Consider the following 24,182-nt stretch of genomic DNA (forward strand, 5'->3'; position numbering starts at 1 on the left):
CTGCGCGCGAGCGGATGCCGCGCGCCCGGAGATAACCCGGCGGACAATCCGCCGTAACGAATTTCCGCGCACCTCTTGCTAAGAGCCGAGCCAGCCGCCTACCGTCCCAGCAACCGCTTACTACAGCTTCTGCTTACGCTTGGCCGAACCCCCCGCAACCGCGAGCCGACGGTTTCCGGCCGCCGTTCCTGGCCAGCACCACCGAGCCGCTGCCGTCCTCTCGTTCTGAGAACGCCTATTCCGAAGGATCACGGTCAGATGAACTTCACCAGCCCCCGGAGAAGGTTCGCCTCCGCCGCTGTCGCGGGTATCGCGCTGACAGGTCTCCTCTCCGCCTGCGGCGGATCCGGCTCGGGTGACGACGCCGCGTCGAAGTCCGGCCCGGTCACCCTCCCCTTCTGGGGCTGGGCCAACGGCCAGGAGGCGGTCGTCAAGGCGTTCAACGCCTCGCACAAGGACATCCAGCTGAAGTACACCAAGGTCACCGACCAGCTCACCATGCAGAAGCAGCTGACCAACGCGGTGAAGGCCGGCAACGCCCCCTGTCTGGTGCAGAACACCGCCGAGTACGTGACCAGCTGGGTCTCGCAGGGTGCGCTCGCCGACATCACGCGTTACGTCGAGGGCGAGAAGGACAAGTTCAACACCGGCGCCTGGGCGAGCGCGCAGGTGCAGGGCAAGCTCTACGGCGTGCCGACCAGCTCGGCGCCCCAGTTCACGATCTACCGCACGGACATCTTCAGGAAGTACGGCCTGAAGCCCCCGGCGACCTGGGACGACTTCATCGCCGCGGGCAAGGAGCTGAAGAAGCACAACATCAAGATCACCAACTACGCCGGTGAGGACCCGAGCACCCTGGAGGTGCTCGCGATGCAGGCCGGTGCGCACTGGTACGCGATCGACGGCGACGCCTGGAAGGTGAACTTCCAGGACGAGGGCACCCTCAAGGCCGCGAAGGTGATCCAGGAGATCATCGACAACGACCTGAACGCCAAGCTGTCCTTCGCCGACTACGCGGCCGTGCAGCGCAGCTACGACACCGGTGCCACCGCGACCCGGCAGATCTCCACCTGGCAGATGGCCGGCATGGTGCAGAACTTCACCAAGTCCTTCGGCGACTGGGCCCTGGCCCCGTGGCCGACGTACAAGGGCGAGGCGCCCAAGACGCCGGCCGGTACCAACCTGACCGGCAGTGTGACCCTGGTGACCAAGCAGTGCAAGAACCAGGAGCAGGCGGCGCGGGCCGCGCTGTGGATGTCGACGAACCAGGACGCGGTCAAGACGATGGCGAGCCCGGAGACGGGCAACGGCGTGATGCCGGCACTGGCCGACAGCAAGTCCTACGTCGGTGAGTCGATCTCGCAGAAGCTGCTCGGCAAGAACTACGAGCCGGCGCAGAAGGTCGTGACGGACAGCCTGGGCACCGTCACCACCGACTGGACCTTCGGGCCCAACTGGACGGCGATGTTCACCGAGCTGCAGGCGGGCTGGGCCAAGGTCGTCAACAAGGAGCAGACGGTCACCGACCTGCTCGCGCACATGCAGAAGTGGACGGTCAAGGACCTGAAGTCCCGCGGTATCAGCGTCAAGGGCTGAGGCATTCGATGATTCGCTCCATGCGCTGGAAAGGTGCCGCGTTCACGGTGCCTTTCCAGCTCGGCTTCGTCTTCCTGTATCTCCTCCCGATCGGCTACGCCGTCTACGAGTCGCTGTTCACGGAGAAGCAGTCCGGGCTGGGCCTCGGCGGCGCCACCACGGAGTTCGTCGGGCTCGACAACTACAGCCAGGGGCTGACGGACCCGGCGTTCATGAACTCCATCCTGCGGGTGGTGCTCTTCGCCTGTGTGCAGATCCCGTTCATGCTGCTGATCAGCCTGCTGCTGGCGCTGTTCCTGGACGCGGTCACCTCCAGGGTGGCGAGCCGGTTCCGGATCCTGCTGCTGGTGCCGTACATGATCCCGGGCGTGGTCGCGGCGATCGTGTGGGTCAACCTCTACAGCCCGGACGTCGGCCCGCTGACCCCGATCGGCAAGGCCCTCGGCTTCGACTGGAACTTCTTCGCGCCGTCGATGGTGTGGCCGTCCATCGGCAACCTGCTGACCTGGCACGGCATCGGCTACAACATGGTGATCATCTACTCGGCGCTCCAGGGCGTCCCCCGCGAGCTGTTCGAGGCGGCCCGGCTCGACGGCGCCTCCGAGCTGCGGATCGCACGCAGCATCAAGATCCCTTACGTGCGCGGGGCGCTGGTGCTGACGGGTCTGCTGTCGATCATCCAAATGCTCCAGATCTTCAACGAGCCGGCGCTGTTCCGGAACATCACCCCGCAGACGGTCAGCGACAGCTTCACCCCGATCATGATCATCTACAACCAGGCGTTCAACGCGGGCAACTACAACTACGCCGCCGCCCTGTCCGTGCTGCTCGCCCTGATCCTGGGCGTCGCCTCCTTCCTCTTCTACCGGCTCACCTCGAAGGAGGCCGACTGATGGTGCTGACCGAGCACACCACCGAGCGGCCCCCCGTCCGCAGCGTCCGGCGCCTCGCCCGCCCGGACGCGGCCTCCCGCGGGCGGGGTGGCCAGCGCTTCGTGCTGGTCGGGCTGATCCTGGCCAGCGTCTACAGCCTGTTCCCGGTGTGGTGGCTGATCGTCGCCGCGACCAAGGACCGCACGGCGCTGTACCAGAGCAACGGCCTGTGGTTCTCCGGCTGGCATCTGTGGGACAACCTGCACCAGGTGTTCACCTACCAGGACGGCATCTTCCTGCGGTGGACGGCCAACTCGTTCCTGTACGCCGGGGTCGGCTCGCTCGGCGGCACGCTGATCGCGCTCGCATGCGGTTACGGACTGGCGCGCTTCGACTTCCCCGGCCGCAACGCGATCTTCGCGTGTGTCGTGGGCTCGTTCCTGATCCCGATCGCCCTGCTCACGCTCCCGCTGTATCTGCTGTTCTCGGCGCTCGGCATGGTGGACACCCCGTGGGCGATGCTGATCCCCTGCCTGATCAACCCGTTCAGCGTGTATCTGGCCAAGGTGTACACCGAGGCCACGGTCCCCTACGAGCTGCTGGAGGCGGCCCGGATCGACGGCGCCGGCGAGCTGCGGATCTTCTTCAGCATCGTGCTGCGGATGATGACGACGGGCGGCGCAACGGTGTTCCTGCTGGCCTTCGTCAACACCTGGAACGCGTTCTTCCTGCCGCTGACCGTGCTGCGCGGCAAGGAGAACTGGACGCTCAACCTGGGCCTGTACAACTGGACCGGCACGCGGCTGGAGTCCGGCATCGACCTGACGGGGCTCGTGCTGACCGGCGCGCTGCTGTCCATCGTGCCGATGGCGATCATGATGGTCGCGATGCGCCGCTACTGGCGATCGGGCGTGACGCTCGGCGCCCTCAAGTGATCGGGCCCTCAACTGATCGGGCCCTCCTGTGACCGGCGCGCACAGCGACCGGCGCCCTCCTGTGACTGGCGAGCTCAGATGGCCGGCGCCGTCCAGTGACCGGCGCGCTGAGATGGCCGGTGCCGTCATGTCACCGGTGCCCTTACGTCACCGGTGCCCTCAAGTGATCTCCCTCGCCGCCGACTGACTCCGGGGGCCGCAGGTGACCCTGACTCCCTGCGGCCCCCGGGCGCCCACCCCTCCCGGAGCCCTCACGTGACCGTTCTGCACAACCCCGTCCTCCGCGGCTTCGCCCCCGACCCGTCCCTGATCCGGGTCGGCGACTGGTACTACGTGGCGACCAGCTCCTTCGAGTGGTTCCCCACGATCCCGGTCCACCGCTCCCGCGACCTGGCCCACTGGGAGTACGCGGGGCACGTCCGAGGCGCCGCCCCCGGCGGTTCGCTGGCCGGGGTGCCCGACTCCGGGGGCATCTGGGCGCCGTCGCTGAGCTGGGACGGGGAGCGGTTCTGGGTGACGTACACCGTCGTCCGCTCGGTCGGCACGCCGTACTTCGACCTGGACACGTACGTGTCGACGGCCACCGAGGTGAGCGGTGAGTGGAGCGCGCCGCGCCGGGTCGCGAGCCACGGTTTCGACCCGGCCCTGTTCCACGAGGACGGCAGGCTGTGGCTGCTGAACCTCCAGAACGACCACCGGCCGGGCGGCCGGAGGTTCGCCGGGATCGTCGTCACGGAGCTGGACCGGGACACCCTGGCGCCCGTCGGGCCGACGCGTCTGCTGCTCCAGCAGGACCGGCTGATCGAGGGGCCGAAACTGCTGCGGCACGCGGGCTGGTACCACCTGGTGCTCGCGGAGGGCGGCACGGGCTGGGAGCACGGGGTGCGGGTCGCCCGCAGCCGGGAGCTGACCGGGCCGTACGAACTCGACGAACGGCCGCTGCTGACCACGCGGGACGACCCGGACGGGCCGTTGCAGAAGGCCGGGCACGGGGAGCTGGTCGAGACGCCGGACGGGCAGTGGCTGCTCGGTCATCTGACGGCCCGCCCGCTGCACACGCCGCGGGGCCGCCGCTGCCCGCTCGGCCGGGAGACCGCGATCCAGGCGGTGACCTGGGACGCGGACGGCTGGCCCCGGCTGCGGCAGGGCGGTTGGCACCCGGCGGTGGACGTCGACGTGCCGACGCGGCCCCATCCGCTGCCTCCCGCCGCCCCGCCCGAGGACCTGTCCTGGCCGTGGAGTTCCCTGCGCGAGCCGCCGGACGCGTCCTGGGCCGACACGACGGCCCGGCCCGGCTGGATCCGGCTGCGCGGCCGGCACGGGCCGGAGTCCCGCTGGGCGAGCAGCCTGCTGGCCCAGCGCATCACCGAGCACCGCGCTCAGGCCGAGGTCACCGTCGAGGCGCGACCGACCACGTTCACCCAGGCCGCCGGACTGGTGCTCTGGTACAACCCCGAGGCGTATCTCAGCCTGGACCTGACCTGGGCGGAGCCCGAGGGTGAGCCGCAGGGCGGACAGCAGTGGCGGGGCACGCCCGGCGCGGGGGGCCGTACGGTGCTCAGTCTCGTCGAGCGCGACGAGGAGGGCACCCGGCAGGCCGCGATCGTGGAGGTGCCGGTGGCGGCGCCCGTGACGCTGGGAGTGACGATCGAGGGAGCCGAGGCACGTTTCTGGTACGTCCTGGACGGGGTGGGGACGGCGATCGGTCCGGCCCTGGACTTCAGCCGGCTCTCCGACGACCACGGGTCCCGGCTGCGCTTCACCGGTGCGATGGCGGGCATCCACGCCCGGGACCTCGTCGACGCGGCGTTCACGGCGGACTTCGGGGGGTTCCGGCTGACCTGCACACCGGGCTGAGGGCCTTGTTCGGGGTTTCGAAAGTTTTGACCGCCGAGAACCCGTGAATTCACTTGTCTTCCCGCCGTCCTGCGCCGCACCTAGAGTAGGAAGCGCTTTCTGTCGGCTCGGACTCCGGACCGCGGTGAGCAGCGCTGGTCGAAACTTTCCACGGCCCTCGGGCGGGCCGGAGAGGTGGGTTCCCGATGGTCCGTACGGCGAGTGCGAGCGTGGCGGCAGGTCCGACGCTGGCGGTCGTGGCGCGCGAGGCGGGGGTGTCGGTGCCGACCGCGTCCAAGGTGGTCAACGGCCGGGAGGACGTGGCGCCCGAGACGCGCCGCCGCGTCACCGAGGCGCTCGACCGGCTCGGCTATGTGCGCAGACCCCGGTTCGACGCGTCGAAGGCGCCACGGCTGGTGGACCTGGTCGTGCACTCGCTGGACAGTTCCTGGTCGGGCGCGGTGCTGCACGGGGTGGAGGAGGCGGCGCACGACGCGGGCCTGGAGGTCGTGGTGTCGGCGGCCCTCACCCGCACCCGGGCCGGGCGCCCGGAGCGTGGCTGGCTGGACAAGCTGGTCGCCCGGGGCTCCTCCGGTGTCCTGTTCAACCTGGCCGAGCTGAGCGATTCCCAGTACGCCTGGCTGGAGCAGCACCGCATCCCGTTCGTGATGATCGACCCGGTCCAGGAACCGCCGGAGGGCGTGGCGTCGGTGGGCGCGGCGAACTGGCAGGGCGGTCTGACGGCCACGGAGCATCTGCTGTCCCTGGGCCACGAGCGCATCGCCGTCATCGCCGGTCACCGGCGCACGATGTGCAGCAGCGCCCGGGTCGCCGGTTACCGCTCGGCGCTCGCGTCGGCCGGGCTCCGGCACCGCGCCGAATACGTCCGGCACGCGGGCTTCGACGAGAGCCAGGCCCGCCGCCGCATGCGGGAACTGCTCGACCTGCCCGAGCCGCCGACGGCGGTCTTCGTCTGCTCGGACCGGATGGCGCTGGGGGTCTACCAGGCCCTGGCCGAACGGGGGTTGAGCGTCCCTGACGACGTCAGTGTGGTGGGCTTCGACGACCTGCCCGAGGCGCGCTGGGCCTCCCCCGCGCTGACCACGGTCCGCCAGCCGCTGTCGGAGATGGCCGCGACGGCCCTGCGCTCGCTGCTGCGCCTGATGGACGGCCACCACCCGGAGAGCACGCGGACGGAGCTGTCGACGCGGCTGGTGGAACGGGCGAGCACGGCGGCGCCGCGCGGGTAGCCGCGGCGCGCAGCGGCCGCCCGGGCAGGGATCCGGCGAGCCGCAGGCGTGCATCACGCGCCTGCGCTGTCTGGCGTGCGTCCCGCGCCAACGCTGAGCTGCCTGCGCCCGGTCGTCGCCCGCGGCCCTCGCGGCACGCCGCCCCGGCGCGATGCACGCCCGTGGCGGTCGCCCGACCCGCAGCCGCGCACCCCTTGCGCGCGCCGCGCGCCCGTCGTGGTGGGGAACTGGCCGGAACCGGTCGGCGTCGAACGATGCGGTGGGGAAGGGCCGTTGCCCGGGGCGGCGGCGGGCAGTGGGGGGACGACCATGACACGCTGGCGGCCGCTTCCGGACGCGTTACCGGGCGCGGCGCCTGCGGCCGGCGCCAGGGCGATTCCGGTGGCCCCGGCCCCCAGCAGTACGGCCGTCACCAACGCCATGGCCCGAATGCGCATGCTCATGCGGTCATCCTTTCCGAACCGCCGTCACCCGGCGGCGTCCCGCCGGAGGGTGGGACGTCCGGGACCCGCGTGGGCCGGGGACCACCGTCTTGCGTTCCCGACACAGCCTTTGTTGGTTCGTTCGGCTACCGCGTGGTGCGCGGTGACGAGTTCGCCCGCTGCAACGACGACGGACTGGAGCCGCCGCGCCCCACCGACCCGGAGCCGGCACGGCAGTCGTGGACAGGCAGGCCAAGGACACCACGTCCCCGGACGTCGGCTTCGTGCTCGACCCGGTCCGCCCGGACCTCCTGGCGGCGGGCGCTGCGGCTGGGCCGCGCGAGTTCGCGTACTCGGGTGCCCGATTCCCCTCCGACGTCCGCGCGGACTCCGAGAAAGGCGGTGGCCACGCACCCGGACCCCGTGCTGCGCCCACCGGTTTCGGCGTGGTCGAGCGCGGCCGCTACGGCTGGCAGCCCTGCGGCGCGCTCATGGCCACGCCGCACGACGCCCGCTCTGCAGCGGCATGTGCGAGCTGTGGGCCATGCTGTACCAGTACGACGACGCAGAGATGGCCCGGTACGCGCGCGCCGCCGAGGAGTACAAGGCACTCGACCGCGCCGGCGAGTCCGCTTGGACGACCGCGTGTTCCGCACTGCGGAGTTCTCAGACGTGGCGAGGGCGATGTGACGTGGTGAGCGCGGGGAACGGTGGCGAGGGGCGAGCTCACGTGCATCGCCTGTGTGTCGCGTCGATGCGCTTGGTGAGCCCCGTCCGGTCCATCAGTTCCAGCAGTGGCACCGCGACGCGGCGGGTGGTTCCCAGTGCCTGTCGGGCCTGGCTGAGTGTGAACGGCTCGGGGAGGGCCGACAGACGCTGCCGGGCCACCTGCGGTGCGTCGGGCAGCAGTACGACGCTCCCCGGCAGGCGCAGCAGCAGGCCGTTGCGGGCGGCCGCGGCGAGATGCCGTTCCGTCAGCCCCAGCGACAGCAGTTCGTCCACCGAGGGAGCGCCGAAGGGTGCCTCGGTCAGGCGATCGCGAATGGATCGCATCGCGCGTTCGACGGCTTCCGGCAACGCGGGCCTCGCACCCGCACGGTGCACTCCGGTCGCGTCGTGGACCAGACCGGCCTCGCCGACCAGAGCGTCGAGCAGACCGGGGTCGGGCAGCGCCAGTTCCCGCATGGCCGTCTCGCGGGACATCCCGGGCGTCAGCGGGTGTTCGCTCGCCCACTGGTCGGTGACCCGGCGCAGCCGCGTCTTCCACGTGTCCCACTGTCTCGGATGAACCAGCCAGTCTCCGACGGTGACGGCGTCCAAGGCCGGTTCGCTGCCTGTGGGCAGGACCCCCGTCGCCAGCAACCTGCTTCGGGTGACAGCGCCCAGACGGGCGACTTCCAGGGCCGGTTCGGGAAGGTCGGGCACGTCGGCGAGTGCCGCGCTGCGCGCCGCTGCCGCCCCACGCCGGTTGAGCGGCGGCGGCAGGACATCGAGGACGACCGCGCCGACAATGATCTTCCGGTTCCCCGGCGCGCGGATCACACCGCGTTCGCCCTGGTGCACCGCGACCGGGCCGGCGAGTCGCAGACGTGCGGTGTCCGAGCCCAGAGGCCTGAGCCGCACGGGTATCGCGGCCGAGCCGAGATGGAACACGAGTTCGTTGGGCAGTCGCTCCACCACCCGCGTCAGGCGGACGTCCAGTTCGCCGGTGACCGTCCATCCTTCGGAGCTGATCAACGCCTGCCCCCGCCTTACCGAGGAGGAGGCGCTGCCGCGCAGGTTGAGAGCGACGCGGGAGACCGCGGCCGCGCCGCTCACCGTCGTCTTGAGGCTTTCCATCGAGCGGACGCGGACGGTGCGGCCGGTCGAGGCGATCCGCAGCTCGTCGCCGACGGCGATGCTCCCACTGCCGAGCGTCCCGGTGACCACGGTGCCCGCACCCTGCACGGTGAAGACCCGGTCGACCCACAACCGGGCGGGCCGCCCTGAATCCGGCACGGGCATCCGGGCGACCAGCTTCGCGAGGGTTTCCCGCAGGCGTTCCATGCCCTGTCCGGTGACCGCACTGGTTTCCACGATCTCCACGGCCGCCAACGACGAGCCGGCCAGGCGCTCACGAGCCGCCGCGACAGTCGGCGCGGGGTCGGCGAGATCGGCGCGGGTCACGGCGAGAACGCCATACCGCACGCCGAGGGCATCGAGTGCGGCGAGATGCTCCTCGGTCTGCCTCGCCCATCCCCCGTCGGCCGCCACCGCCAGCAGAGCCGCAGGCGCGGGTCCCACGCCGGCCAGCATGGTGGTGAGGAACCGCTCATGCCCGGGAACGTCGACGAAGGCCGCCGTCTCGCCGCCCGGGAGGGTGGTCCACGCGTATCCGAGCTCGATGGTCATGCCGCGGCGCCTCTCCTCGGGCAGCCGGTCGGTCTCCATCCCCGTCAGAGCCCTGAGCAGCGCGGTCTTGCCATGGTCCACATGACCGGCGGTGGCTATCACTCGCATGCGCTCTGCCCTCGTCCCGGGGAGCCCGCGCCCCGCTTCCCTCCCGCGCTCCTCCCACCTGCCTGCTCCGCCCCCGCAACCGTGGAGGCGCGCAGGACGGCCTCCGCCAGCTCGTCGTCGCGTTCCGCCGGAACGCACCGCAGGTCCAGAAGGCAATGCCCGCGTTCGTCCCGCCCCACTACGCACGGCTCACCCGCGCGTAGCGCCCGTGTGTAACCGGAGGGCAGACGGACCGCCCAGCCGGGCAGCCGGACGCCCGGGGCTCCACCGCCACCGACGATGCCGTCACTCGGTACCGCACCAGCGGGGATATGCCGGCCGGTGAGTCGGCGGGCCATTTTCTCGGCGCGGGCGCGCAGCGCCTCGGGGTCCGCGTGCAGGAATGCGAAGGCGGGTGGCCTGGGCCCGATGAGGGTCGCCTCCAGGGCGGCGAGGGTCAGCTTGTCCACGCGCAGGGCCCGGGCGAGAGGGTGGGCGCGCAGGGCGTCGACGACCTCGCGGGTGCCGAGCAGCAGGCCCGCCTGCGGACCGCCCAGAAGCTTGTCGCCACTGGCGGTGACCAGGTCCGCTCCCTGTGCGAGCCAGTCGTCGGCATCGGGCTCCTCCGGGAGCACCGGGTCGCCGGTGAGCAGGCCGGAACCGATGTCGGCGACCACCGGTGGGCCGAGCGTGGCCAGGTCGGCGACGGAGACGGCGCTGGTGAAGCCCTCGACGCGGAAGTTGGACGGGTGGATCTTCAGGAGGAAGCCCGTGCCGGGGCCGATCGCACGGCGATAGTCGTCGAGATGTGTGCGATTGGTCGTCCCGACCTCACGCAGGCGGGCGCCGGTGCTGACCAAGAGGTCGGGCAGGCGGAAGCCGTCTCCGATCTCGATGAGTTCCCCTCGGCTGACGACGATCTCCCGTCCCGCGGCGAGGACCGTGGCGGCGAGGACCAGGGCAGCGGCGCCGTTGTTGACGACATGGGCTTCTTCGGCCCTGGGTACGACCGCGCGCAGTGCCGCCAGGGTGCCCCGCCCCCGGCGGGCTCTGCTCCCGCTCGCTGTGTCGAACTCCACGTCCACATAGCCGCTGGCCGCCTGTACGGCCTCGACAGCGGCTGCGGACAGGGGGGCGCGACCGAGGTTGGTGTGCAGGACGACGCCCGTCGCGTTGAGGACCGGACGCAGTGTGGTGGCGGTCCGGGGCAACAACGCCGAGGCCAGGTCGGCCACGGCTTCGGGTGGTATCTCTCCGCCGCGCGCCCGCCGCTGCGCCTCATGGACGGCTTCCTTGACGACGGCATGCCCGAGCCGGCGGGCCGCGTCGGCGAGACGGAGGTCGGCCAGCACGGAGTCGGTGCCCGGGACGCGTCGGCGCGGATCGTCCTCGGCGCGCTTCGCCGTCATCATCCGACGACGAGGGTGTGGTCCTGGGCGGGCACCAGTTCGCCGATGACCGGGGCCCCGGGTATCTCGCCGACGATCAGCAGTCCGCCGGACGTCTGGGCGTCGGCGAGCAGCAGACGCTCCTCCTCGTCGACGGCCGCGCCCCACCGTGTGTGAGGGTCGATCCAGGCGAGATTGCGCCTGCTCCCGCCACTGACGAATCCGTCCCGAACCGCCTCGCGGGCACCGTCGAGATAGGGAACGGCGGCCGGGTCCACCCTGGCTGTGACGCCGCTCGCGCGCGCCAACTTGTGGAGGTGTCCCAGCAGTCCGAAGCCGGTGACGTCGGTCGCGCAGACGGCGCCCGCGGACAGCGCCGCAGATGAGGCGTCCCGGTTCAGCGTGGTCATGGCTGCGACAGCTTGCGGGAAGTTCTCCCCGGTGCGTTTGTGGCGTGTGTTGAGGACGCCGGTCCCCAGCGGCTTGGTCAGTGACAGGGGCAGACCGGGCCGGCCGGCGTCGTTGCGCAGGAGTCGGTCCGCGTCGGCGATCCCGGTCACCGCCAGGCCGTACTTGGGATCGGCGTCGTCGATGCTGTGCCCGCCCGCCAGATGGCAGTTGGCGACGCGGGTGACGTCGAGCCCGCCACGCAGCACCTCCCCGGCGAGTTCCATGGGCAGGACGTCGGTCGGCCAGGCCAGCAGGTTCACGGCGACGAGAGGTGTGCCACCCATGGCGTAGACGTCGGAGAGGGCGTTGGCGGCCGCGATGCGGCCCCAGTCGTAGGCGTCGTCGACGACCGGTGTGAAGAAGTCGGTGGTGAGAATGGTCGCCTGCGTGCCCCGCAGACGTACGACGGCCGCGTCGTCGCCGCCGTCCAGTCCGACGATCAGTTCCCCCTGGCCGAAGTCTCCTGAAGGATCGGGCAGCTGAGCCACCATGGATTCGAGTCGGCCTGGGTCGATCTTGCAGGCACAACCTCCGCCGCGGGCGTATTGCGTCAGCCGTACGTCGGGTGTCCGTGGGGCGGAACGGGTCCGCTGGGGCTGGGTGTCGGTGTTCATGCTTCCCACTGTCGAAAGGCGCTTCCGTGATCGGTTCGGCTGCCGTGCGAGGGACGGGTCGGCTACGGTGGCGCCCGGAGGCGTCAGGGTTCCTGGTGGGCCTCCCCGCCTTCAAAGCGGGTGGGGCGAGGCATCCTCGCCCGGCGGGTTCGATTCCCGTCCGCCTCCGCCGGGCGGAGCGGCTTTCGCCGCTCCGGAGACCGGTGCCGGGCCGCTCCTCTCGGCCCGGCACCGGTCTTGAGCCATTGCTCAGCCGAGCAGCGGTCCCATACCGGAGCGGCCCGGCTTGACGAGGACCACGTCCTCGGGTCCCGACGTGACGCGTACCTGTCCGGCCGTACGCCGCATGGAGCCGACGGACACCAGACGTATCGCTTCGTCGACGTCGACTCCCGGGCGGTTCAGGTGCATCGAGATGACGTCCTGAGGGCTGCCGTCGGCAGCGACGTCGGCAGCCACGTAGACGTTCGAGGTGCCGTCAGGATTGTTCTTGATGAAGGCGACGCCCCGGTCCGTCGGAGTACGAGTGATCATGAGTGGTTCCTCCTGTCTGTGTGAAGGTCTGCGTGAAGGGCGGAATCCGCGGCGAACAGCGGTTCCTGTGCGGCGGTCGGCGGCGTACCGAACATGACCTGCTTCCACTCGCCGCTGTAGGCGTAGATCCCACAGGACGTGGTGGCCCGCAGACGGGCCGGTAGGCGCGACGCCGTGATGTGACGCTGGGACTCGCCCATGGCGTAGACACTGTCCAGCCGGTCCCAGAGCGAGAAGCTCAGGAGGGTCCGGCTGCGCCACTGGACGAGCGTGGTGTGACCGAGGTAGCCGTCAGCCACCCTGCGCACCTCCCGCTTGACCCTGTGGTGCAGGGCGAGGATGAGCAGCAGGGAGAGCAGGCCGCGGCACTCGAAACGGGTGAGGACCACCTGCCCCCGCGGATCACTGACGCGCCGATGTCCGGTCATCTCACCAGTTCCCCAGGGTGACGACCGCGGCGACCGCCAGCAACGCGACACCGCAGGTCCTTCGGATCAAGGTGAACCAGGGCCGAGTTCTGTCGCCCTGGTCGGGCATTCCTTTGACGCTGTAGTAGACGCTCCGCACCGCGATCGTCAGCACACCGACCACGGTCATGCCAACCAGGGCATACCCTGCGGCGGACGGGACCAGCAGCCCCGTTCCGGCGAGAGCCGCCCAGGTCAACGAGGTGCTCTTCTGCGTCGTGAACAGCAAGGACAGGTCGAACCCCCAGACGAGGCCCAGCCTCCCAGGGGGGATGCTGCGGACGTACGCCTGTGGTACTTGGCGCCAGGTGTGCGGTGTGCGGTTGGCGATGTCGGCCAGGCCAAGCACCACCAGCGTCACCGCGACCGCCACCAGCCGGACATGTGGCGGCAGCCACCACTCCAGCAGTGTGCCGAGTCCGAAGAGGACCGCTGCGAGGAGCAGTGAGGCGACGGATCCTCCGACGAGAAGCCCCGTCAGGAACCTGGTTCCCTGCGGTTTGTTGCGGCGCAGCATGGGACCGGCGACCCCGGCCATGGACTGGCCTCAAGGGCTGAAGACCTGAAGGACCGCCGCGACACCGGCGATCACCATCCATGTCACCATCGCGCAGTCCCCGTCAGCTGTGCAGGCACTGGGCCGCGGACAGCCTGTTGCCTGCCGTTTCGCAGCAGGCGCAGCGGAGAAAGCCGGTGGAGGTTTCGCAGTACCAGATGTAGGCCGCGTGCGCCTTGCAGTAGCTGTACGTGGTGTTCTCGGGATAGTTGGCCAGGTTGCAGCACGCGGGCGCGGCCGCGGCTTCCTGCGCGCCGGCGAAGACACCCGCCGAGGCCGCGAGGCCGGTGGCGCCGACGCGGCCGAGGAGCCGACGGCGCCCCATGCCCTTCTTGGGCTCGGTGCCTTCCGCTGACGCGGCCCTTCTGCGGAACTTCATCTGAGTCCTCCTGTCATCACGGTCTGGACCTTCTGCTGGATCGCACGGAACGTTCCGAAGGTGTAGGCGTCGGTCAGCACTCCTTCCTCGAACACCAAGGCGGCGGGGCTGCTGTTGACACCCAGACTTCCGACGGTCCAGGTACCGCCCTCGTCGACGTGGTGGGGGATCTTCTGCAGCGCGTGGCGAGAGACGAACTCCGCGCCCGCCTCGGCGCTGCCGGAGGAGACGATCAGCGTGTACTGGTCGCCGAGTTCCTCCGTCGCCAGATGGGAGAGTTCCTCACCCACCTTGCTGCACGTGGCGCACACCGGGCTGAGGACCAGCAGGACCCTGCGGCCCCGGTACATGTGCGCACGCAGCGCGTCCGGCCAGTCGGCCGGCGCGACACCCAGGGTCACGTCCCGCAACGGGACGACGGACTGCTCTTCACCCGGGTCGGGCACGCGTGAGGAGAGTTCCCCCATCATCGCGAAGAGCAGTGCGACGGCTACGGTCAGAACGAGCAGTGCCACTGAGAGCAGGACGGTCATGCGGCGGACTCCGGCTGTTTGAGTAGATTTCCGACCACCGTGTATGCGTGCTTGCGATGCGAGTGGAGCAGCCAGCCTCCTGTCATGATCGCCCCCAGCCCCGCGACACCGGCGGACGCGGAGTCCGTCCCGGACGTGCCCACGCCGTGCACCCACAGCGCGGACACCGCGTCGGCCAGGATGGCGACTCCCATCAGAACGTTGCTGACACCGAGCGGGCGGGTGCTGTCGGCACCGAAGCAGCCGCACGGCTCGGTGCTGCCCCGCAGCAGTCCGAGGATGCCGGCACCGGCGAACAGGAGCCCGAGCGCCGCCAGCGGCACATGAGCCGGCCCCCGAAAGGAGGGGAGCGCCATGGCCACGGCCACCGTGATCTCCACGATGGCCAGGGCACGGATGACAGCCGCGGGCACGGATCCCCTGCCGGGACGAAGCTCCCCTGCGGCCGCCGCCCCGAGCGCCGGCGCGACCATCTTGGCCGCGCCGCCCCTCACGAGCAGTGCGACGACGACCGCGTCGGCACACACCAGTAAGGCGTCAGTGAATGTCATGTGTCCCCCGTTGATTGCCGTACGCGCTACGGCCCGATGTCAGCCGGCGAGGTACTCGACGTCGAGGTTGTCGGAATGTCCGGCCCAGGAGAGGGAGAACTTCCAGCATCCCGGCTTCGGCATGTCGATGAGGGAAGGGCCGGGCCCCCCGGTGACCGAGCGAGTGACCACTTCGTTCGTGCCGGCGAGGCTGGCCTTGATGGTCAACCGGTCGTCAGGCCCCATGTCGGCGGCACCCTCGGCGTCCTTCGCCACCCAGAGGATCTTGTTGTCCCGGCCCTTGGCTGCCGGCGCGTGGTACGGGTATCCGAAGAGCACCGCGGCGATTTCGCCCTTGTCGCCGATGATGTGTCGCTGAGCTACGTCGCGCGGGAATCCCTTGCGCGCCCACGAGGGAAGGGAGCCCTGTTTCACCGCGGGGCGGCAACTCCCTGCCGTGTTCGACCCGGCGACGGTGCGAGTGGATTTCGTCGCCTTCGCCTTGTCCGGGTTGTTCTCGGCCCCGCTGCAACCGCTTACCGTGAGCACCGCGGCAGTCACCAGAGCAATGAGCGTCCCGGGCACGGCGGAGCCGTCCGGGTGCCGCGCGATCAGTCGACTCAGGTGTACAGGCATCCCGGCTCCGATGCATTGCCGCAGCTCACCTGGCGAAGCCCGGCGAGTCGAGTGGAACGACGATTGACGAGTGGTCACTGTTCCACGGGTTGCGAAGGACGCGGAACCTGCTATCAGGCCAGGCCCACAGACTCCTCATGTGCACGGACTACCCGGTCGCGGGCGCCTTCCGGAAGCATGGGCGGCTCAGGGCACGAGAGGCCGGGCGACCGGTACAGCATGTCGAACGGGGCAGTTCACCACCGGTGCTCACCGGATCACCAGCAGGAGCGCACGGCGCCACACCGCCGCTCCCGTCTCGGGTTCCGCTTGTCAACGGCGCAGTGACGGGGACGGCTCGGCAAGCTCGGCTTCGTCGTCGCACGGGCGGTTTTCGAGTGGCCGGAACTCAGCCTACGGAAGTAATCGCTTTCCGTATCCGGGCAAGAAGACATGGGAGACCTGTTGGAAGACTAGGTGCGTTCCATCAGCCGCTTGAGGGCGGTGAGGTCGGCGGTCACCGCCTCCGCGTCGCGGTGGAACTCCTCGTCGCTCATCCAGGGCTGCCGGCGCAGGGTGAACACCACCTCGCAGCCGGGGCCGTCGGCGAGCACCCGCATCGGGTTGTGGACGGTCTCCCCCGAGGGCAGGGTGACGTCGTGGTCGAGCACGCCGAAGTCGTTCCTGGGCGTGAAGTCCACCACGACCCGCCCCATGGGTGACTCCCCCACCCACCGGCCGTCCACCAGCTCGATGGAACGGGCCAGTCCGGGAGCCCAGCCGGGGACGTTGACGGGATCCGAGACGTAGTCGTAGACCTCCTGTGCGGGTCGGTCGATGGAGATGCCGAGGTGCCGGGACTGCCGTGTCGTGGTCGTCATGGCGGCGACGTTACGGGCCTGCCCGAAGGGCTGTCTTGAACGGATCGGACACCCCCGCGACCGGTGTCCGATTCCTTCAAGACCGGGCGTCGCGGGCCTGCCTACGGTGGGCCCATGACTGCTCGATTCGATGCCATCGGCCTGGTCGTCTCCGACATGGCCGCCTCCGTCGCCTTCTACCGCCGGCTCGGGTTCGCCTTCCCCGAGGGCGCCGAGAACCAGCCGCACGCCGAGGCCGAACTGCCCGGCGGGCTGCGGCTGATGTTCGACACCGAGGAGACGGTCCGCTCCTTCCTGCCCGAGTGGCGGCCGCCGGCGGACGGCAGCCGGGCCTCGCTGGCCCTGCGCTGCGACGGGCCGGAGGAAGTGGACGCGCTGTACGCGGAGTTGGTGGGCGCCGGGTGCCACGGTGAACTGAAGCCCTGGGACGCCTTCTGGGGGCAGCGGTACGCCGTCGTGCTCGACCCGGACGGCAACGGGGTCGACCTGTTCGCTCCGCTAGCCGCGGCCGGCGAGTAGCTCACCCAGCGGCAGGCCCGCCAGCTCCCTGACGTCCCGGGCCAGATGGGCCTGGTCGGCGTAACCGGCCCGGGCGGCCGTGTCCGCGAAGGGGACACCGTCCCGGGCCAGCGCGAGGGCGCGGCGCAGCCGCAGGATCCGGGCCAGTGTCTTGGGTCCGTAGCCGAACGCGGTCAGCGAACGGCGGTGCAACTGGCGTGCTCCGACGCCGAGTTCGTCGGCGGTCGCGGCGACCGGGCGGCCCGCGCCCAGGGCGGTCACGACCTGCCGCAGCAGCGGATCCGGCGGATCGGCACCTGCCGCCTGCCGCAGGGCGAGGTCCTCCAGGCCGCTCACCGGGTCGGGGGCGGCGTTCACCCGTGCCTCCAGTCGCCGTACCTCCGCGGCCGGCCACAGATCCGCGAGCTCGACGCGGCGGTCGCGCAGCTCGTGCGCCGGTACGCCGAGCAGGGCCGGGGCCGTGCCCGGGTAGAAGCGGACGCCGGCCCAGGCGCCGTTCTCGCCGTCCGTGACATGGGCGTGGGTATCGGGCCCGGCGACCAGCAGCCGCCCCTGGTGCCACAGCAGATCCATGCACCCGTCGGGCAGCACACGCGCCGCCCCGCCCCGCTCCGGGGCGTTGCTCCACACGACCGCTCCCGCCAGCCGTGACGCCCGCTCCACGTACACGTGAGCCAGGCTACGCCGCGGGCGCCGAGGCTGCCGCGAGCGTCCCGGCCCGGGCTTGCCCCCGCCGCTGACCGGGACACCGCAGCGCTCCCCCGCCCCTACTGCACCCGCCCCCGGTACTCCGCCGGGCTCATCCCGTACTCCCGCTTGAACGCCGTCGACAAGGCGAACGCGCTGCCGTACCCCACCCGGCGGGCCACCGCGTCGAGCGTGTCCTCGGAGTGGCGCAGGCGGTCGGCGGCGAGGGCGAGGCGCCAGCCGGTGAGGTACGTCATCGGAGGCTCGCCGACCAGGGCGGTGAAGCGGCGGGCGAGTGCGGCGCGGGACACACCCACCTTGGCGGCGAGCGCGGCGACGGTCCACGGATGGGCGGGATCGTCCTGGAGCAGGCGCAGGACACCGCCGACGACCGGGTCGGCGAGGGCGCGGTACCAGGCGGGCGCCTCCGCCTCCGGGCGGGCGAACCAGGCGCGCAGCGCGGCGATGACCATCAGGTCCAGCAGCCGGTCCAGGACCACCTCCTGGCCGGGCTCGTCCCGCACGATCTCCTCGGAGACGTACGGCGTGAGCGGGCAGTCCCACACGTCGGACGTGAGGGCGAGCAGCGGCGGCAGCGCGTCCAGCAGCCGCCCGCTGATCTCGCCCTGCATCGGGTAGGTGCCGATCAGCAGCACCGTGGCACCGTCGAGCCGGTCGCCCCAGGTGCGCACGCCCAGGTCCATGGAGCCGTTGAGGGGGCGTCCGTCGGGGTGGCGGCACTCCTGGCCGGGCAGGATCAGCGCCTGCGGTGCCGTGCCGGGGGCGTCTGCGCAGGTGTAGGGGTCCGGGCCGCGGGCGATGGCCAGGTCCCCGGCCCGCAGCCGGGTCGGTTCGCCCCGGTCGGGCATTACCCAGGCCTCGCCGCGCGCGACGAGCATCACGGTGAGCGGCGCCCGGTCCTCCACGCGTACCGCCCACGGCGGGTCGAAGCACGCCCTGATCATGAACGCGCCCCTGGCACGCGGGCCCTCCAGCAACCCTGCAAGGGGATCCCCCCGCGTGAGCGTGTTCGAGCGTGAGGGCGCGTCCATGGGGTCAGCGTAGACGCGGTCGTATGGGAATGAGCCGTTCAGCGATGGTTCCGTGCGGTGTACGGCAGTTGACTCGACGGCATGACGAACACGACACGGGACTCGCAGGACATGACGGTTGTGGTGACGGGTGCCTCGGGCCGTACGGGGAGCCGCGTGACCCGGGCGGCGCGGGCCGCCGGGCTCACGGTACGGGCGGCGTCGCGGGCGACCGGTTTCGACTGGTGGGACCGCTCGACCTGGGCGGACGCCCTGCGCGGCGCCGACGCGGCCTACCTCGTGTACCCCTCGGACGTCGGCGCGCCGGGCGCCGCCGAGGCGGTCGGGGACCTCGCGCGGGAGGCGGTCGGGCTCGGGGTGCGGCGGCTGGTGCTGCTGTCCGGGCGCGGCGAGGATCAGGCCCTGCCCACCGAGGAGGCGCTGCACGCGTCGGGGGCGGACTGGACGGTCCTGCGGGCCGCGTGGTTCGCGCAGAACTTCAGCGAGGGGCCGCTGGTGGCGGAGCTGCGGGAGCGCGGGGAGCTGGTGTTCCCGGCCGGCGACGTGCGCGAGCCGTTCCTCGACGTGCGGGACATCGCGGACGTCACGGTGACCGCGCTGACGTCCGGCGACCGGTACGTGGACCGGACGCTCACCCTGTCCGGGCCACGCCTGCTCACCTTCGGCGAGGCGGTCGCGGAAATCGCCCGGGCGACGGGGCGGCCGCTCACCTACCGGGCCGTGTCGACACAGGACTACGGCAAGAGGCTTGCCGAGTTCGGCCTGCCCCCGCAGGAGGTCACAGACCTGACCGAAATCTTCGACACCCTCCTCGACGGCCGCAACGCCCACGTCTCACACGGCGTACAGGAGGTTCTGGGCCGCGCGCCCAGGGACTTCACGGACTTCGTACGGGAGGAGACGACGACGGGAACGTGGCAGGGCTGACGACAGCGGTGCGCGTCGTGGCCGGACCACGGCCGGAGCGGCACAGGCAGCGCTGCCGTGGTGTGCGGGCCCGTTACTTGTTCACGGGCGGTGGTGGCTCCCCGTCGGACTGGTCGGGGGCCTTCGTGTGGGTGCTCTTCACATGGGTGCGCAGGCGGGCCGTGACGTCCTCCGGGGGGAGGAAGCGGGACCAGCGTTCGGGGAACTCGGAGGGCATGTCCGGGTCGGACTCGCCCGCGGCGGCGGCGCGGGCGACGTACTCGGCGACCTGCGCCTGCCGCAGGCGTTCGTTGGCCTCGCGGGCCGCTGCCGTCGCGGCGGCCGGCCAGACCCGGTCGATGGCGGCGTTGACCGCGGCCCCGACGAGCACGGCGAACGCGGCCACACCGATCCACAGCAGCACGGCGACGGGCGCGGCCAGGGAGCCGTAGATCGTCGGGCCCTCGACCGTGCTGGTGAGGTAGATCCGCAGCAGGAAGCTGCCGAGGACCCACATGCCGAGGGCGACGAGCGCGCCGGGCACGTCCTCGATCCACGGGGAGCGGACGGGGACGGACACGTGGTAGAGCGTGGTCAGGAAGGCGATGGACAGCAGGATGACGACCGGCCAGTAGAGGATCTGCACGACCGTCGTCGACCACGGCACGATCCGTACCACCGCGTCCGGCCCGGCCACCATCAGCGGCAGCGCGACGGAGCCGATCAGCAGGGCGACGATGAACAGCGCGAAGGCCATCAGGCGGGTCTTCACGATGCCGCGGACGCCGTCGAGGCCGTACATGACGGTGATCGTGTCTATGAAGACGTTCACGGCGCGGGAGCCGGACCACAGGGCGAACAGGAAGCCGATGGAGATGACGTCGGGCCGGCCGCCCTTCATCACGTCGTGCAGGATCGGCTCGGCGATCTGCCGCACGCCCCGGTCGGACAGCACCGTGCGGGCGGCCTCCAGGATGTTCGTCTCGAGGCTCGCGATGGTGTCGGCGCCGGTCCAGGCGTCGACGTAGCCGAGCAGTCCGATCATGCTCAGCAGCAGGGGCGGCACCGACAGCAGCGTGAAGAACGCGGCCTCCGCCGCCAGGCCCAGGATGCGGTACTCGATGCAGGAGTTGACGGTGTCCTTGAGCAACAGCCAGGCGGTCCTGCGCTTGGAGACGTTCCGGTAGAGCGCACGCGCCCGGTGGAGGCGCCCGGAGTGTGTGTCGGGGGTTTCACTTGCTGGCTGCACCCCCTAACGGTATCCGTCGTGACCAGGGGGCCGCCCCGGGGTACTTTCGCAGCATGGCTGGCAGCACCCACTCCGTGAACAACCAGGTCCCGCCGTTGGTCGGGTACGACGTCTTCTCGGCCGACCGGGCCCTCACGGCGGCGGTCGAACGGCATCTCGATCCCGGCCTGCGCGACGAGGTGCTCGGCGAGCTCTCGGCGCTGGGGCGGACCTCCGGCTCGGCCCAGGTGCAGGAGTGGGGGGCGCAGGCCAACGAGAACCCGCCGCGGCTGCGCACCCACGACCGGTACGGCCACCGGATCGACGAGGTCGACTTCCACCCGTCCTGGCACCGGCTGCTCGGCAAGGGCGTCTCGGCCGGTCTGACCGCGGCCTGGGACCGGCCGGCCGGGCATCTGCGGCGGGCTGCCGCGTTCCTGGTGTGGACACAGGTCGAGGCCGGCAACGGCTGCCCGCTGTCGATGACGCACGCGGCGGTGCCCGCCCTGCGCACGGATCCGGACCTGGCCGCCGAGTGGGAGCCGCGGCTGACGTCCATGGTGTACGACCGTGAGCTCAGGCCCGCCCGCCTCAAGGCCGGGGCGCTGTTCGGGATGGGCATGACGGAGAAGCAGGGCGGCAGCGACGTACGCGCCAACACGACGTCCGCTCAGCCGCTCGCCGAGGACGGGACGTACGAGCTGACCGGGCACAAGTGGTTCTGCTCGGCGCCGATGTCCGACGGTTTCCTGGTGCTGGCGCAGGCTCCGGGCGGGCTCACCTGCTTCCTGGTCCCGCGGGTGCTCGCGGACGGCACGCGCAACGTGTTCCTGCTCCAGCGGCTCAAGGACAAGCTCGGCAACCGGTCGAACGCCTCGGCCGAGGTGGAGTTCGACGGGACCTGGGCGCGCCGGGTCGGTGAGGAGGGGCGCGGGGTGCGCACCATCATCGGGATGGTGGCGGCGACCCGGCTCGATTGTGTGCTGGGCTCGGCGGGGCTGATGCGGCAGGCGGTGGCGCAGGCGGTGCACCACTGCACGTACCGGGAGGCGTTCGGCGGGAAGCTCGCCGACAAGCCGCTGATGCGCAACGTCCTCGCCGATCTCGCCCTGGAGTCGGAGGCGGCGACGACGCTGGCGCTGCGGCTCGCGGCGGCCTACGACGACGGCGGCGAGCAGGAGCGGGCGCTGCTGCGGATCGCGGTGCCGGCGGCCAAGTACTGGGTGACCAAGCGGTGCCCGCCGGTGGCGGTGGAGGCGGCCGAGTGCCTGGGCGGCAACGGCTACGTCGAGGAGTCCGGGCTGCCGCGGCTGGTGCGCGAGTCGCCGCTCAACTCGATCTGGGAGGGCGCGGGCAACGTCCAGGCCCTCGACGTGCTGCGGGCGTTGCAACGGGAGCCGGGGGCGCTCGACGCGTATCTGCGGGAGGTCGGGCAGGCGCGCGGCGCCGATCACCGGCTCGACGGGGCCATCAAGAACCTGCTGACGGAACTGGCCGATCTGGAGGGTGTGGAGGGGCGGGCGCGGCGGCTGGCGGAGCGGCTGGCGCTGGTGCTGCAGGGGTCGCTGCTGGTGCGCTTCGCGCCACCGCAGGTCGCCGACGCGTTCTGCGCGGCACGGCTGGGCGGCGACGGGGGCGCGGCGTTCGGGACGCTCCCGCACACGCTCGATCTGGCGTCGGTGGTGGAGCGGGCCCGGCCGGTGACCTGATCCGGGCAGCGGAAAAGCGGGGGTGGTGCTGCGCCGACACGGCACCACCCCCGCCGCACTGGCCCGTTCGAGCCGCTGAACGCCGCTCGGGACGGCGCCGCTCAAGTTTCAGACACCGCCGGGCTGTCCACCAGGGTTGCAAGGGGTTGCAACTTGCTGCTGACTGCGGGCGGACTGCGCGCGCCGCCGTGGGGCAGACGGCACTATGAGACGGACAGTCAAAAGGCTCCGACAGACAGTCAGGACTCCGGCGGACGGTCGATGGACTCCGACGGGCAGTCAGAAGACACCGGGGGGCACACGCCTATGGACGTCACGCAGCTCGCCGCCAAGGACACCTCGCGTGCGGCCCGGCTGCTCAGCGAGGTCCGTTCCGCCCGGCTGTCCGGGCAGCCCGCGCCCGTGCCGCCGCGCCCGGTGATCGAGCAGTCCTGGGAGCGGATGCTGCGCAGCGGTGTGGATCCCGACCACGACTTCCGGGCGGATCTGCTGTCCCGCGAGGAGGTGCAGCGGCGGCGTGAGACGTCGGCGCTGCGCCATGTGCTGCCGGTGCTGCGGGAGGGGCTGCTGAGGTTCGCGGACGTCGCCCACCACATCATGGTGGTCGCCGACGAGGAGGGCCGGGTGCTGTGGCGCGAGGGCAGCGCGCCGGTGCTGCGCAAGGCCGACGGGCTCGGCTTCGAACTCGGCGCGGACTGGCGTGAGGACGTCGTCGGCACGAACGGTCTGGGCACCCCGGCGGTGGTGCGCCGGCCCGTGCAGGTCTTCGCCTCCGAGCACTTCGTGCGCTCCCAGGCCGTGTGGACCTGCGCCGGCGCTCCGCTGACGGATCCGCGGGACGGCCGGCTGCTCGGCGTGGTGGACGTGAGCGGCCCGCTGGAGACGATGCATCCGGCCACGCTCGCCTGGGTCGACTCGGTGGCCAAACTCGCCGAGGCCCGGCTGCGGGAGAGGCACTTGGAGTCGCTGGAGCGGCTACGCGCGGTGGCGGCGCCGGTGCTGGCCCGGCTGGAGGGGCGTGCCCTGGCCGTCGACCGGGACGGCTGGACCGCCGCGGTCAGCGGGATGCCGTACACGCGGCGCGTGGCCCTGCCCAAGTCGCTGTCGCCGGGCCCGAGGTGGGTGCCGGCGCTCGGCCTGTGCTCGGTGGAGCCGCTGGCCGGGGGCTGGCTGCTGCGGGCGGCCGCCGACGAGCCGGCGGCGCGCGGGGCGAGCAGTATCGTGCTGGACCTGAGGCAGGCCCGCAGATGGACGGTGGCGGTGTCCGGCGGGGCGGGTTCCTGGACGCGTGAACTGAGTCCCCGGCATGCCGAGTTGCTGTACCTCCTCGCTGTCCACCGCACCGGCCGCAGCGCCTCGGACCTGGCCGGTGACGTGTTCGGCGATCCGGCGCGCACGGTGACGGTGCGTGCCGAGATGTCGCGGGTACGGCGCTACCTCGGCGCGTTCCTGGAACACCGGCCGTACCGCTTCGCCGAGGACGCCGAGGTCGAGGTGCTCCTCCCGGACGACCCGAACGACCTGCTGCCGCACTCGACGGCACCTGCGGTGGGGAGGCTGCGCGGCTCGGCACCGGCCCCCTGAGGTTCACGGGACGTGCCGTCCGGCCACCCCAGGGGTACATCTTGCGCATATTTGCCAGGTCTTCGCCCCCCGCCCCGCCCACCTGCCGTAGCATCCCCTACGGGCCACCCCACCTGCTCCTCCGTCAACGTACGGACCACAAGGCGCAGTTGGCTCGCCTC

Annotated in this window: 24 protein-coding genes and 1 tRNA gene; 11 read left to right on the forward strand and 14 right to left on the reverse strand. The window is 71.3% G+C overall.

Annotated elements, in window-relative coordinates; all coding sequences use genetic code 11:
• The first annotated feature begins 258 nt into the window (after positions 1-258).
• The 6 genes from ACIBL4_RS22965 (at position 259) to ACIBL4_RS22990 (ending at position 7,601) form a co-directional block, all read left to right on the forward strand.
• Positions 259-1,596: an ABC transporter substrate-binding protein gene (locus ACIBL4_RS22965; protein WP_399412910.1), complete on the forward strand. Its 1,338-nt coding sequence runs from the start codon at positions 259-261 to the stop codon at positions 1,594-1,596.
• An 8-nt stretch (positions 1,597-1,604) separates the two neighbouring features.
• The gene (locus ACIBL4_RS22970) at positions 1,605-2,489 is read left to right on the forward strand and encodes a carbohydrate ABC transporter permease (protein ID WP_399412913.1); all 885 of its coding nucleotides are present in this window, start codon (positions 1,605-1,607) and stop codon (positions 2,487-2,489) included.
• On the forward strand, positions 2,489-3,403 hold the full coding sequence (locus ACIBL4_RS22975) for a carbohydrate ABC transporter permease (RefSeq protein ID WP_399412915.1): 915 nt from the start codon (positions 2,489-2,491) through the stop codon (positions 3,401-3,403). The genes ACIBL4_RS22970 and ACIBL4_RS22975 overlap by 1 nt, the downstream gene beginning before the upstream one ends.
• A gap of 255 nt (positions 3,404-3,658) precedes the next feature.
• The gene (locus ACIBL4_RS22980; RefSeq protein ID WP_399412917.1) at positions 3,659-5,260 is read left to right on the forward strand and encodes a glycoside hydrolase family 43 protein; all 1,602 of its coding nucleotides are present in this window, start codon (positions 3,659-3,661) and stop codon (positions 5,258-5,260) included.
• Between the two features lie 185 nt (positions 5,261-5,445).
• A complete protein-coding gene (locus ACIBL4_RS22985; RefSeq protein ID WP_399412919.1) occupies positions 5,446-6,489 on the forward strand; it encodes a LacI family DNA-binding transcriptional regulator in 1,044 nt (347 codons plus the stop codon).
• Between the two features lie 254 nt (positions 6,490-6,743).
• The gene (locus tag ACIBL4_RS22990; protein ID WP_399412921.1) at positions 6,744-7,601 is read left to right on the forward strand and encodes a DUF5954 family protein; all 858 of its coding nucleotides are present in this window, start codon (positions 6,744-6,746) and stop codon (positions 7,599-7,601) included.
• Positions 7,602-7,637: 36 nt separating this feature from the next.
• Here ACIBL4_RS22990 and selB read toward each other — a convergent pair whose 3' ends face one another.
• The 3 genes from selB to selD are packed head-to-tail and all read right to left on the reverse strand — an operon-like array spanning position 7,638 to position 11,841.
• A complete protein-coding gene (gene selB, locus ACIBL4_RS22995) occupies positions 7,638-9,410 on the reverse strand; it encodes a selenocysteine-specific translation elongation factor (protein ID WP_399412923.1) in 1,773 nt (590 codons plus the stop codon).
• Positions 9,401-10,801, reverse strand: coding sequence for an L-seryl-tRNA(Sec) selenium transferase (selA, locus tag ACIBL4_RS23000; protein ID WP_399412925.1), 1,401 nt, complete (start codon positions 10,799-10,801; stop codon positions 9,401-9,403). Before selA ends, selB begins: the two co-directional genes overlap by 10 nt.
• Complete coding sequence (gene selD / locus ACIBL4_RS23005; protein ID WP_399412927.1) at positions 10,798-11,841, reverse strand: selenide, water dikinase SelD; 1,044 nt, start codon at positions 11,839-11,841, stop codon at positions 10,798-10,800. Before selD ends, selA begins: the two co-directional genes overlap by 4 nt.
• 76 nt (positions 11,842-11,917) lie before the next feature.
• Here selD and ACIBL4_RS23010 point away from each other — a divergent pair.
• Positions 11,918-12,010: transfer RNA gene (locus ACIBL4_RS23010), tRNA-Sec, on the forward strand.
• 80 nt (positions 12,011-12,090) lie between these two features.
• Here the strand turns inward: ACIBL4_RS23010 and ACIBL4_RS23015 are convergent.
• From ACIBL4_RS23015 to ACIBL4_RS23050, 8 genes are all read right to left on the reverse strand, one after another.
• Positions 12,091-12,375, reverse strand: a complete 285-nt coding sequence (locus ACIBL4_RS23015; protein WP_399412929.1) for a hypothetical protein — start codon at positions 12,373-12,375, stop codon at positions 12,091-12,093.
• Positions 12,372-12,803: a hypothetical protein gene (locus tag ACIBL4_RS23020; protein ID WP_399412931.1), complete on the reverse strand. Its 432-nt coding sequence runs from the start codon at positions 12,801-12,803 to the stop codon at positions 12,372-12,374. The genes ACIBL4_RS23015 and ACIBL4_RS23020 overlap by 4 nt, the downstream gene beginning before the upstream one ends.
• Before the next feature lies 1 nt (position 12,804).
• The gene (locus ACIBL4_RS23025; protein WP_399412933.1) at positions 12,805-13,380 is read right to left on the reverse strand and encodes a hypothetical protein; all 576 of its coding nucleotides are present in this window, start codon (positions 13,378-13,380) and stop codon (positions 12,805-12,807) included.
• Positions 13,381-13,462: 82 nt separating this feature from the next.
• The gene (locus ACIBL4_RS23030; RefSeq protein WP_399412935.1) at positions 13,463-13,777 is read right to left on the reverse strand and encodes a hypothetical protein; all 315 of its coding nucleotides are present in this window, start codon (positions 13,775-13,777) and stop codon (positions 13,463-13,465) included.
• Complete coding sequence (locus ACIBL4_RS23035) at positions 13,774-14,310, reverse strand: hypothetical protein (protein WP_399412937.1); 537 nt, start codon at positions 14,308-14,310, stop codon at positions 13,774-13,776. The genes ACIBL4_RS23030 and ACIBL4_RS23035 overlap by 4 nt, the downstream gene beginning before the upstream one ends.
• The gene (locus ACIBL4_RS23040) at positions 14,307-14,861 is read right to left on the reverse strand and encodes a MauE/DoxX family redox-associated membrane protein (RefSeq protein WP_399412939.1); all 555 of its coding nucleotides are present in this window, start codon (positions 14,859-14,861) and stop codon (positions 14,307-14,309) included. Before ACIBL4_RS23040 ends, ACIBL4_RS23035 begins: the two co-directional genes overlap by 4 nt.
• Positions 14,862-14,900: 39 nt before the next feature.
• Positions 14,901-15,425 carry a hypothetical protein gene (locus ACIBL4_RS23045; RefSeq protein ID WP_399412941.1) on the reverse strand — a complete coding sequence of 175 codons (525 nt, stop codon included), beginning with the start codon at positions 15,423-15,425 and terminating at the stop codon, positions 14,901-14,903.
• A gap of 503 nt (positions 15,426-15,928) precedes the next feature.
• Positions 15,929-16,336 (reverse strand): SRPBCC family protein, encoded by a 408-nt coding sequence (locus ACIBL4_RS23050; RefSeq protein ID WP_399412943.1) that lies wholly within the window; start codon positions 16,334-16,336, stop codon positions 15,929-15,931.
• A gap of 114 nt (positions 16,337-16,450) precedes the next feature.
• On the opposite strand from ACIBL4_RS23050, the gene ACIBL4_RS23055 reads away from it, so the two are divergent.
• Positions 16,451-16,855: a VOC family protein gene (locus ACIBL4_RS23055; protein ID WP_399412945.1), complete on the forward strand. Its 405-nt coding sequence runs from the start codon at positions 16,451-16,453 to the stop codon at positions 16,853-16,855.
• On the opposite strand, the gene ACIBL4_RS23060 is transcribed toward ACIBL4_RS23055, so the two are convergent.
• Complete coding sequence (locus ACIBL4_RS23060; RefSeq protein ID WP_399412947.1) at positions 16,835-17,524, reverse strand: DUF6597 domain-containing transcriptional factor; 690 nt, start codon at positions 17,522-17,524, stop codon at positions 16,835-16,837. The two genes, ACIBL4_RS23055 and ACIBL4_RS23060, sit on opposite strands and share 21 nt — an antisense overlap.
• 98 nt (positions 17,525-17,622) lie before the next feature.
• Entirely contained in the window at positions 17,623-18,594 is a 972-nt protein-coding gene (locus ACIBL4_RS23065; protein ID WP_399412949.1) for an AraC family transcriptional regulator, read from the reverse strand.
• 81 nt (positions 18,595-18,675) lie between these two features.
• On the opposite strand from ACIBL4_RS23065, the gene ACIBL4_RS23070 reads away from it, so the two are divergent.
• The gene (locus tag ACIBL4_RS23070) at positions 18,676-19,521 is read left to right on the forward strand and encodes an NmrA family transcriptional regulator (RefSeq protein ID WP_399412951.1); all 846 of its coding nucleotides are present in this window, start codon (positions 18,676-18,678) and stop codon (positions 19,519-19,521) included.
• A gap of 73 nt (positions 19,522-19,594) precedes the next feature.
• On the opposite strand, the gene ACIBL4_RS23075 is transcribed toward ACIBL4_RS23070, so the two are convergent.
• Positions 19,595-20,749, reverse strand: a complete 1,155-nt coding sequence (locus tag ACIBL4_RS23075; protein ID WP_399412953.1) for a YihY/virulence factor BrkB family protein — start codon at positions 20,747-20,749, stop codon at positions 19,595-19,597.
• 53 nt (positions 20,750-20,802) lie between these two features.
• On the opposite strand from ACIBL4_RS23075, the gene ACIBL4_RS23080 reads away from it, so the two are divergent.
• Both ACIBL4_RS23080 and ACIBL4_RS23085 read left to right on the forward strand, forming a co-directional pair.
• Entirely contained in the window at positions 20,803-22,437 is a 1,635-nt protein-coding gene (locus ACIBL4_RS23080; protein ID WP_399412955.1) for an acyl-CoA dehydrogenase family protein, read from the forward strand.
• Between the two features lie 306 nt (positions 22,438-22,743).
• Positions 22,744-24,021, forward strand: a complete 1,278-nt coding sequence (locus ACIBL4_RS23085) for a GAF domain-containing protein (RefSeq protein ID WP_399412957.1) — start codon at positions 22,744-22,746, stop codon at positions 24,019-24,021.
• Positions 24,022-24,182: the final 161 nt, after the last annotated feature.

Origin of the sequence: Streptomyces sp. NPDC050416 (genome assembly GCF_044458845.1) — a bacterium.
GTDB lineage: Bacteria > Actinomycetota > Actinomycetes > Streptomycetales > Streptomycetaceae > Streptomyces.